The sequence below is a fragment of the Allobosea sp. 05T422_2 genome (assembly GCF_056396265.1).
On the sequence record NZ_JBFTLD010000256.1, the window covers coordinates 1 to 9,885 of the forward strand.

Annotated in this window: 10 protein-coding genes; 4 read left to right on the forward strand and 6 right to left on the reverse strand. The window is 67.2% G+C overall.

Features of this window, described 5'->3' with window-relative positions:
* Nucleotides 1-317 precede the first annotated feature (317 nt).
* From AC1DJT_RS29630 to AC1DJT_RS29640, 3 genes are all read left to right on the forward strand, one after another.
* A complete protein-coding gene (locus AC1DJT_RS29630) occupies nt 318-2,966 on the forward strand; it encodes an AMP-binding protein (RefSeq protein WP_441507956.1) in 2,649 nt (882 codons plus the stop codon).
* A 79-nt stretch (nt 2,967-3,045) separates the two neighbouring features.
* On the forward strand, nt 3,046-3,288 hold the full coding sequence (locus AC1DJT_RS29635; RefSeq protein ID WP_476835448.1) for a hypothetical protein: 243 nt from the start codon (nt 3,046-3,048) through the stop codon (nt 3,286-3,288).
* A 37-nt stretch (nt 3,289-3,325) separates the two neighbouring features.
* Nucleotides 3,326-4,336, forward strand: a complete 1,011-nt coding sequence (locus AC1DJT_RS29640; RefSeq protein WP_441507951.1) for an aldo/keto reductase — start codon at nt 3,326-3,328, stop codon at nt 4,334-4,336.
* Between the two features lie 137 nt (nt 4,337-4,473).
* On the opposite strand, the gene AC1DJT_RS29645 is transcribed toward AC1DJT_RS29640, so the two are convergent.
* The 3 genes from AC1DJT_RS29645 to AC1DJT_RS29655 form a co-directional block, all read right to left on the reverse strand.
* Complete coding sequence (locus tag AC1DJT_RS29645; RefSeq protein ID WP_476835449.1) at nt 4,474-5,427, reverse strand: Bug family tripartite tricarboxylate transporter substrate binding protein; 954 nt, start codon at nt 5,425-5,427, stop codon at nt 4,474-4,476.
* Nucleotides 5,428-5,469: 42 nt separating this feature from the next.
* On the reverse strand, nt 5,470-6,240 hold the full coding sequence (locus AC1DJT_RS29650) for a class II aldolase/adducin family protein (RefSeq protein WP_441507949.1): 771 nt from the start codon (nt 6,238-6,240) through the stop codon (nt 5,470-5,472).
* Nucleotides 6,241-6,335: 95 nt separating this feature from the next.
* Nucleotides 6,336-7,271: a LysR family transcriptional regulator gene (locus AC1DJT_RS29655; RefSeq protein ID WP_476835450.1), complete on the reverse strand. Its 936-nt coding sequence runs from the start codon at nt 7,269-7,271 to the stop codon at nt 6,336-6,338.
* A gap of 154 nt (nt 7,272-7,425) precedes the next feature.
* On the opposite strand from AC1DJT_RS29655, the gene AC1DJT_RS29660 reads away from it, so the two are divergent.
* Nucleotides 7,426-8,007, forward strand: a complete 582-nt coding sequence (locus tag AC1DJT_RS29660) for a LysE family translocator (RefSeq protein ID WP_441507947.1) — start codon at nt 7,426-7,428, stop codon at nt 8,005-8,007.
* Between the two features lie 32 nt (nt 8,008-8,039).
* Here the strand turns inward: AC1DJT_RS29660 and AC1DJT_RS29665 are convergent, their stop codons facing one another.
* From AC1DJT_RS29665 to AC1DJT_RS29675, 3 genes are all read right to left on the reverse strand, one after another.
* On the reverse strand, nt 8,040-8,747 hold the full coding sequence (locus tag AC1DJT_RS29665; RefSeq protein ID WP_441507946.1) for a methyltransferase domain-containing protein: 708 nt from the start codon (nt 8,745-8,747) through the stop codon (nt 8,040-8,042).
* A complete protein-coding gene (locus AC1DJT_RS29670) occupies nt 8,737-9,201 on the reverse strand; it encodes an Rrf2 family transcriptional regulator (RefSeq protein ID WP_441507945.1) in 465 nt (154 codons plus the stop codon). The genes AC1DJT_RS29665 and AC1DJT_RS29670 overlap by 11 nt, the downstream gene beginning before the upstream one ends.
* Before the next feature lie 339 nt (nt 9,202-9,540).
* Nucleotides 9,541-9,885: type II toxin-antitoxin system VapC family toxin (locus tag AC1DJT_RS29675; RefSeq protein ID WP_476835451.1), on the reverse strand; the 345-nt coding region annotated here is incomplete at its 5' end.

Sequence of the window (9,885 nt, forward strand, 5' to 3'; positions counted from 1 at the left end):
CCACATCTAGGGGCGCTGAGCACCGATGCGATGCGGGCTGTCCGGCCAGCACCGGCAGCCGGGGAGCCACGCCCGAACAGGATTTGAGGAGATGCGAACGCCGCCGGCAGGCCCCCCGTCGGGTTCATTCGTTCTGACGATGCCGTTGCCGCAGCGGCAACGCAGAATGCGGCAGAACTCGGTCAACAATGGGGGCAATGTTGGAAGCGATCGGGCGCCGACGTTCAGAAGGTTCGCCTTCTCATGCCGTGCGGTCCATTCCAGGTGATGGGAGGCCGCAGGACGCAACGACCGTCCGAAACAGCATCTTGGACGATGTGGCCTGGGCAGGGGCATCGGCGCGCGCCCTCGACAGGGACGGCCCCACCAGCCATCCCTTCGCAGAGATGAGCGACGATTTTTCGGACGCACCGGCGTTCGAACATCTGGAACGGGTTGTCCAGAAGCACGCAGACAAGATCGCGCTCAGTGACGGCACGACATCGCTGACCTTTCTGCGGTTGTTGCACGCGGTTCAGATCCTCGCCGCCGTCATCGCCGATGCGGTCCCGCCCGGAGAGACGGTCGGACTGCTTCTCGGCAACGCCCTCTGGTACCCGGTGGCCATGCTGGCTGCCATGCGCGCCGGCAGGCCCGCGGTGCCGCTCAATCCGCGGGACCCGGTGCCGCGCCTGGCGGCCATTGCGGCGGATGCGCGCCTAAAGGCCATCGTGAGGGTCGGCCCTGGCGAACCGCAGGACTGGCCGGATGCGGTGCCGCTGCAATGGATCGACCCGGCAAAATGTCTCGCGGAGGCGCCGCCTGGCAGGGTCCCGCTGTCGCAATCCGAGATCTCCGTCGATGCGCCGGCCATCGTTCTCTACACATCGGGCAGCACCGGAACGCCAAAGGGCGTGGTCAACAGCCAACGCGCGCTCCTCCAGCGTGTTCAGCAATATGTAAACGCCGGCCATATCGGCCCCGATGATGTCTTCATGCCGCTGACCGGGCCTGCGACCATCGCGGGATGCCGGGAAATGATGACGCCGATGCTCTGCGGCGCGACATTGTATCTGCTGGATGTCGAGAGCGCCGGCATTCGCGCCGTTCGCGAGCATTTCCAGACCTGGCAGGTGACGGTCGCCTATCTCGTGCCTGCCTTGTTGCGCGTCTTGATGAATGGCGCCCAGCCCGACACGTTTGCCTCGCTCCGCGTGGTGCGGGTCGGCGGCGAAAGGGTGCTCTGGGCCGATATCGATCGCCTCCGCGCGGCGGTGCCGGAGACCTGCTTCATCCAGATCAGCTATTTGTCGACCGAGAGTACGGGAACACAGTGGTTCCTGCCGAGGGACTATCCGGAACAGGGTGCAACGGTTCCGGTCGGTTTCGTCCTGCCCGGCGTTGATTATGCCGTGGTCGACGAGAACGGAGATCCGGTCGCTCCAGGGCAGGAGGGCGAGCTGCTGCTCCGCAGCAGCTACGTCGCCCTTGGATACTGGGAACGCGGCAGAAATCTCCCGCTTCAGGCGGGCCTGCCCGATCCGCAGCTTCGGCTCTTCGCAACGGGCGATCTCGTCACAGTGGACGAAACCGGCTTGATGCGGGTCGTTGGACGCAAAGGGCGCCAGATCAAGATCAATGGACGGCGCGTCGAGCCGGCCGAACTCGAACTTGTCCTGCGGCGCGCGCCCGGCATCCGCGATGCCGTCGCGGTCGTGACGGACGGAAACGAACTGGTGGCCTTTGTCGTTCCCGCCGAACAGGCGGGCACGGACCTGATTCCAGAATTGCGCGCGCTGATCAGGCGGTCGCTGCCGGCCGCCGTCCATCCGACGCGGCTGCATAGTCTTGCCGAATTGCCACGGCTTCGGGGCGGGAAGATCGACAGTATCCGGCTGCGGGAGCTGGATGGCGGGCTGCGCCCGCCCAAGGACAACGATGACGCTCCGGAATCCCGACAAATGGGAAACCCTCATGCTGTCGAGGCGGTGGTCGGGACCCTTTGGGAACGGATACTCCAGGGCAAGGGAGCGGCAGGCAGCCGCTGGGATGAAGCKGGTGGCGATTCCCTGAAGTTGCTGCAATTCGTCATGGAACTCGAGGAGGCGCTTGGGCGGGAACTCGATCTGGACCTGTTCACCATCGACATGAGTTTTGCCGATATCGTCAGGGCAGCGTCCGGCGACGAGGCGACGAGACATCCGCCTGCCCCCTCCGACACGCGGCCCGTCCTGTTCATCGTGCCGGGATCGATCGGCTACGGCCCTAGCCTTGCGGCCTTCGGGCTGGAGATGGGCAAGGTCGCCCGGGTTGTCGCCGTGCGCTACGAGAACCTGAAGGACCTGCTGGCCGGACAGGGAACGATACCCCGGATGGTCGATGCCGTTGTCGACCAGATCAACCATGCCCAGCCCGAGGGCAATGTGAAGCTCATCGGCTATTCCCTGGGCGGCGGCGTCGCCTTCGAGGTTGCTTCCACGCTCGTCGCGGCGGGCCGGTCGGTCACCTTCCTGGGAATCCTCGACACCAATATCGGCGCCGGGCATCACAGCTACGCTGAGACCCTGGCCCGCACGGCGCAGCGCATCCGGGCGCACCGGGTGACCATCGATCGCATGATGTTGCGGGCCGTCGCCAAGATCTTTGCCCGTTTCGGCGCAGAGGCCCAGCTCGCCAGCGGCATCGAGCGCTTGAAATGGGAGATCCTCGCCCGGCCACGTTTCATTCTGCGCCTCGAGCTCGAGGAGGTGCTGCGCATGCGCGCCTTCGACCACTGGCTCCGCCAGCCGAAAACCGCGCTGCCGATAGCCGCCACCCTGTTTCGATGCCGACGGCCCGGCGTTCCGTTAGATCTGGGCTGGGGCGAGCTCTTCACCGATCTGAACGTGGTCCCGATCGTCGGCGGGCATCTCGATATGCTGATTGAACCGCACCTCGGCCATAACCGCCCCTTGATCGAGCACGCCTTCCTGGCGAGCGGCGGATAGGGCAACCTCCGGTGGACGTTTCCCTCGGCAGCGGCGACGCTCTCAAGGTATCGGCGCAGGCGAGGCATCCCGGCCTCATGTGGCGCTGGCCGACGATGCGACCCAGCACCATCGCAGCCGTGCCGGAGATGGCGCCGGTCTCGGCCAGATCGGTGCCGTAGAGCATGAGGCGCAGCCTGATGCCGGGCGCAACCACATAGCTGTTCGCTGCGATGGTCACGAGCCGCCGCGTCTGTGCCGGATCGAAATCCTGTACCATGCAKGGATTGCCGACCTCGCGGACCGCTGTGCGTTCGTGCTCGACGCCCTGCGGGTTGCCTGACTGACGCGACCGGGCATTCCAACGAAAGGATCAAACCATGTCACTCAAGGATATTCTTCCGGGCAAGCTCGGCTTCGGCGCCGCCCCGCTTGGAAACATGTTCCGCGACATTCCCGAGCAGGAGGCGCTCGCAACGGTCGAGGCTGCCTGGAAGGACGGCATCCGCTATTTCGACAACGCTCCCTTTTACGGGGCCGGCCTCGCCGAAATCCGCATGGGCGAGGCGCTCAATGGCCGGCCGCGCGACGAATACGTCATCAGCACCAAGGTCGGCCGCGTCATCCTCGACGAGATCGAGGATGTCAGTGCGCGAGATCTCGGCGAGAAGGGCGAGGTCTTCAAGCATGGCCGCCCCAACAGGATCGTGAACGACTATTCCGAGGCCGCAACTTTGCGGTCCATCGAGGACAGCCTGAAGCGACTGAAGACCGATCGTATCGAGATCGCCTGGGTCCATGATGTCGCCCAGGATTTCTACGGCGACGAATGGCTCGGCGTGTTCGAGGCGTCGCGCAAGGGCGCCTTCAGGGCCCTCGACCGGCTGCGCGACGAAGGCGTGATCAAGGGCTGGGGCCTCGGTGTCAACCGGGTGGAGCCGATCGAGCTGCTGCTCGGGCTCGACGGTCCGCGCCCAGACGGCTTCCTGCTGGCGGGACGCTACACGCTGCTCGACCATGCGCGCGCCCTCCAGCGCGTGATGCCGCTGGTCACCGAGCGCGGGCTCGGCATCGTCGTCGGCGGCCCCTACAGCTCCGGTGCCTTGGTCGGCGGCCCGAACTTCGAATACGCACCGATGACGACGGAGATCCGCGCCAAGGTCGCGCGCATCAAGGCCATCGCCGACCGCCACGGCGTCAGCATGAAGGCGGCCGGCCTGCAGTTTTCGCTCGCCAATCCCGCGGTCGCTGCGGTGATCCCCGGCGCCAGCCAGCCGAGCCGCATCGCCGAAGACCGGGCTGCGCTGCAGGAGGTGGTGCCTGCCGCGTTCTGGCGGGAGCTGCGGGAGGCCGGGCTGGTCCATCCCGACGCGCCCTTGCCCGGCGCGTAGCATGTCAGGCAGCTGACGGCTGCCGTCTCGCCGGATGAAAAATCGAAGGCATGCAAACACAAGAGGTTAGGTCATCGCACCGGATCCGATTTCCTGTCCGGTGAACTATTCCGTGACCTTGATATCCAGTTCGCGGATCAGCCGGCCGAAACGCTCGATGTCTCCGGTGACCAGGCGCGCCATGTCCTGGGGGAGCCGGGAGCGGGGTCGAGCCCGCTGGCCGCKAGCCTTGTCGCGATTTCGGGAGCCATGATCGCGCGCGCGGCCGCCGCATTCAGGCGCGCGACGATCGGCGCTGGAGTCCCGGCGGGGGCAACGAGGCCGAAGAAATTCGGGATCAGCGGATCATCGGAGAGGCCGAGTTCCGTCATCGTCGGCACCTCGCTCATGTCGCGCAGCCGCCGCTCGTTCCCGACGGCGAGCGCCTTCAGCTTTCCGTCCTGCATCAGGGAGAGCGCGGCCGGCGGCGTGGAGATGGTCAGCGCGACTTCGCCCGTCGCCACCGCCGTGACGGCKGGCGGCGCACCGCGATAGGGCACATGCACCATCCTGACGCCGAGCCTGCGTGCCAGCGCCTCGATGTTGAGATGGGCCATGCTGCCCTTGCCGAAGCTGGCATAGGGCAGCTCGCGCTGCTTCGCGAGGGCGACGAACTCGGCGAAACTGCCGACGCCGAKCCCGGGATTTACGACCAGCACATAGGGGCCCGTCGCGACCACCCCGACATAGGCGAAGTCCCGTTTGCCATCGAGAGCCTGCTGCGGCATCAGGATCGGATTGATGCCAAAGACCTCGCGCGGCGCCATCAGCAGTGTGTAGCCGTCAGGCTCTGCCCGCGCGACGGCCGCTGCCCCGACCATGCCGTTGGCGCCGGCCCGGTTCTCGACGACGACCGGCTGGCCGAATTCGAGGCGCAGTTTCTCGGCGACGAGCCGCGCGGCAAGATCGACCGCGCCTCCGGCCGGGTAGGGCACGATCAGCAGGATCTGCCTGGTGGGATAGCCGGTCTGGCTCTGGGCGAGCGCCGGCAGGGCGAGAGAGCCCGCACCGAGGAGAGCCAGGGCGGCGCGGCGAGACATCGGCTCGGACATGGTGACCTCCCATCCAGTTGTTCAGGGTCGTTGGGTCGGTGCTCAGAAGGGCCCGGGCGCGTCGACATGCCGGGTCCATTGCTCCCAGGCGCGGTCCATGGCGAAGGGCTTCAGGTTGAATTCGGCGGCAGAGAGCGCTTCGGCGGTCGTCAGTCGGCGAACCGCGCCGAGCTGGGCGGCCTTCAACTGCACCTCGGCATTGCGAGCGCCGTAGATCGCCCGAAAGGTCACCTCCCGGAGCGAGCGGCCCGCGACGGTGGCGCCGTGGCCGCGCATCAGCACGGTCCAGTTTGCCCCAAGGGCACGCGCAAGCGAATCCCCCTGCGCCTGCGTCGAGACGATCAGGTTYGTGTCGCCGAACTCGTCCTGGCTGTCCCAGAGCGGCACGGTCGCGCCCATGGTCGCGCCCAGATGGAAGACGGGAACGAGTTCGGCATCGCTCGTGCAGAACGGCATCATCGCCGGCGCATGGTGGTGGCAGATGGCCTGCACATCCGGGCGTGCGCGGTAGATCGCGCCATGGATGCTGCGTTCGGCGAAGATGCGGGCCTGCGTCACCGAKACGAGGGCATCCTCGCGGTCGAAGACCAGCACATCCTCGGGCGCCACCAGCTCGGCCGCGCGGGTTCTGGGCATCAGGTAATGATCGCTGCGATCGGGATGGCGCGCCGAGACATGTCCAAAACTGTCGACGATGCCTTCGCGGGCGAGGATGCGGCTCGCGAGAACGATCTCGGCGACCACCGCATCAAGCTCCCGGGTGCCCTGTGGGAGCGGAGCCTCGCTGGCTCCGGCAGGCGCGTTCGACAGCATGGGACGCCCTCGATTGAAATGCGCGGATCTGCGCCGTCGCGGCAGGGTCACTCATTCTGCCGGACGAAATCCAATGCGAAGCGCTTAGGTCAGCGCTAAGCGTTTTGTTGTGGCTCGGCGGCCGGTAGCGGGTGCCCCAACCCGATCACCGCCGCCGACAGCGTCGTCATCGCCGCAGCAACGGCGTCGCGGATGATCGGGAGCGCGGCAAGCTGCCCGGCCTTGCGGGAGCCCGCGAGGTAGAGCGTGCGCCTGAGCACCGGTGCAATGATCGGGCGGGCCGACAAGGTTCCGGCCGCGACCTCCGCGAGCACGGTGCCATAGGGCAGGATGCCGGCCGCAGGCCCGCGCGCGACCAGCGTCTTGATGCYGGAAATCGAACGGACCTCGTGTTCGAGCCGGAGGACGAGCCCGTGTTCGGTGGCGGTCTTCTCGACGAGGGAGCGCACGCCATCGCGCGGCTCCGGCAGGATGAGAGGATGGGCGAGAGCCTCGGTGAAGCTGATGGGGGCCGTGTCCCGGTCTCCCGTCGCGGTGACGAGGACGAGGTCTTCCTGGTAGAGGGCGCGCCTCCAGCAGCCCGGTGCGTCCGGAACCTCATAGGCCAGGATCAGGTCGAGCTCGGCCCGATGCAGGCTGTCGACCAGGAGATGGCTCATCTCTTCGGTYAGGCTGACGGCAAGGTGAGGCGCGCGCTCCGAGATCCGTAACAGCAGCTCCGGCCCGATGATCTGCATCAGGCTCGGGGTCAGGCCGAAGCGCACGGCCTCGCGTGCGTCCTCGCGCAGTTCACGGCGCGTCAGCGCGACGAGGTCGAGGATCTCGACGGCGCGCCGGAACAGCTTTTCGCCGGCGGCGGTTGGGGAGACGCCGCGCGAATGGCGCGTCAGCAGCGTGACGCCGAGGCCTTCCTCGAGCTGCTTGATCTGCATGCCGAGCGCCGGTTGCGCGATCCGCAGCTCATCGGCCGCGCGCGTCATATTGGCGGCCTCAACCACACGGACGAAATAGGTGAGTTGGCGGAGGTTCAACGCCCGCTCCGGGATCGGCTGCTTCGGACGGCGAACCCTGCCACGAAGGCGCTTGCTCTGACGAGTCTGCCGCGCTCGAGCGGCGGCCTGGGCGAACCGCAGGAATCTGATCGAGATCAAGGCGGGGAGGGCCTGTCTGCGGCATCAGCTCGGCATGAGCTTGCTCGCCTTCATCGCGGTCTGTGCCTCGCTTCTGGCGACGCCGGGACCGACCAATACGCTTCTCGCGACCTCCGGCGCGGAGATCGGCTGGCGCCGGTCCGCCGCCCTGCTTGCAGCCGAGCTCCTCGGCTATCTCCTGGCGATCGCCATCCTGCGCCTGGCCCTGGGACCGTTCATCGCATCCCGGCCGATCGTCGCAACGGCGCTCCAGGCAGGCGTTGCGCTCTATCTGGTCTACCTGGCAACGGCGCTCTGGCAGCGCAGCAGCCTGCCTCTCGCTCACGGCCGTTCGATCACCTTCGCCCGCGTGTTCCTGACGACGCTGCTCAATCCGAAAGGGCTCATCTTCGCCTCCACCCTTCTGCCCCCGGCAGGGTTCCCGGCGCTGCTGCCGTGGCTCGCCCTGCTGTCGGCGGAGATCGTCGCGATCGGCTTCGGCTGGGTGCTGCTTGGCAGCACGTTGCAGCGCAGTCTGCAGGACCCGGCCAGGGCCAGGATCGGCTATCGCGCCAGCGCAGCCGTGCTTGGCCTGCTGGCAAGCATGATGGCCGCGCGGACTCTGGTTTCGCTCTGACGGGCCCCGTCCGCTCTCGGACCGTGCCCCCCTCAGGCGTTCGCGACCCAGCCGCGCCAGGTGAAGGCTGCGTAGAACAGGCTGACATTGGCAAAGCCGCCGGCCCGCAGGATCTCCTCGTCCTGTTCGGGGCAGAAGCTTTGCAGGCTGGCCGCGACGGCCGCGCGGGCGCGCTGCACCTGCTCGGGATCGGCGCCGGACGCGATCGGGTAGGCGGCATAGCGATCGAGCCAGGTTTCGCGTTCGTCGGCGCCCTGGGGAAAGCTCGCATGTGCAGCGACGAAGGGCGCGCCGGGGCGAAGCCGGGCGTGGATCTCGCGCACCGTCCGTTCGCGCTCGGGCGCGGCGAGGAAATGCAGCGTCAACAGGCAGGTCGCCGCGTCAAAGGGGCCGGCCGGCGCATCGTCGATATAGCCTTCGACCAGCGTGACCCTATCCATCAGCGGCCCCAGCGTGCGTTCGGCGAGGCGCAGCATCGCGGCTGCCGGATCGACCCCGACGAAGCTCCAGCCGGGATGCGCCTCTGCAAGCGCGCGGATCTCGCTGCCGCCGCCCGCCCCGAGCACCAGCACCTTCGCGTCGTCGGGGGCGCTTTCTGCCAGCAGCAGGCCGGTCATCCGGTGCAGCGCGTCGAGACCGGGCACGAAACGCCGCGGCCCCTCTGCATAGCGCGAGACGGCTTCGGGATCGGAAAAATTCCTGAGGAAGGGCTCTTCGCGAGCCGCGCGTTCAGTCGACACAGGTGGATCCTTCGGGCTGGAGCCGCGCGCGTTGCGCCAGGCGTTGCCGGAAATCCGCGCTCAAGGCTGCCAGCGTCACGGTCTCGAGCGAGGCCAGCAACAGCGCCTGCGCCTCGCGCAAGCTGCCATCAAGCGCCGCATTGACCGCCTGCTCGACGGCGCAAGCCGGCGCCTCGCTGCGGTTGCCGATGGCGAAGAGGGCGGGCGAGCCGATGCCGTCATAGATGTCGCGCAAGGTAATCTCGGCGAGGTCTCGGGCGATTGTCCAACCGCCGCCATGACCCTTCTCGGAACGGACATAGCCCTGGTCGCGCAAGCCCGACATGACCCGCCGGATCACCACGGGATTGGTCCGCATCATCCGCGCCAGCGCTTCCGAGGTCACGGGGCTGTTCTGGTCCGCCATGTGCAGCAGCACGTGCAGCACCCCGGACAAACGACTGTCGCGATTCATGTAACTTCATATGTTGCGTGATTGAGGCGGCGTCAAGAGCCTCCGCGTGGACAGGGCAGGGGCGCCGTCCTGACGGCTATGCCGTCGCCGGGGATAGAGCGGCGACCGACCGCTGCGGGGAAACGAGAAGCTCAGAGGCGTCAACTGCGGCATCGTGGCCGGCTATGGCGCTGGCCCGGCGCAGCAGAAGGTCGTAAGGCAGTCGGGCCGCTCGCTCCTGGCCTGCTTGGTCAGACCTGCGGCATCCAAGGTCGAGCTCCCCGCGTGAGCTCCCGACGGAAGACGGCTCCGCAGTGATGCGGGGCCGTTTTCGTTTGGGGGCGCGCGCTGACCTGCCTGTCAGGCTTCTCGCACCTGCCGATAGCCCGCCGCCTTCGCCAATGTGATGAACTTGCGATCGAACGTCGCGAAACCCTCGCAATGGGCCGACTTGCAGAGATGCAGGGCATCGGCGAAGTCCATGCCGCGCTCAGTCAGATCCAAGGCAGCAGCGACCACCGCGCCGTCTTCGACCGTCACTGTGGGAAGGCCGGCAAAGGCTCTCAAGGCCCGGGTGATATCGGCCGCATCATACTCATAGGCGCTGCGCAGCACCCATTCGACCTCGAGCATCACGGTTTGCGCGACGAAAACCGGCTGTCCGTCGATCAGAATGCGCGCGCGCTCTGATTGCCGGGGATGGTC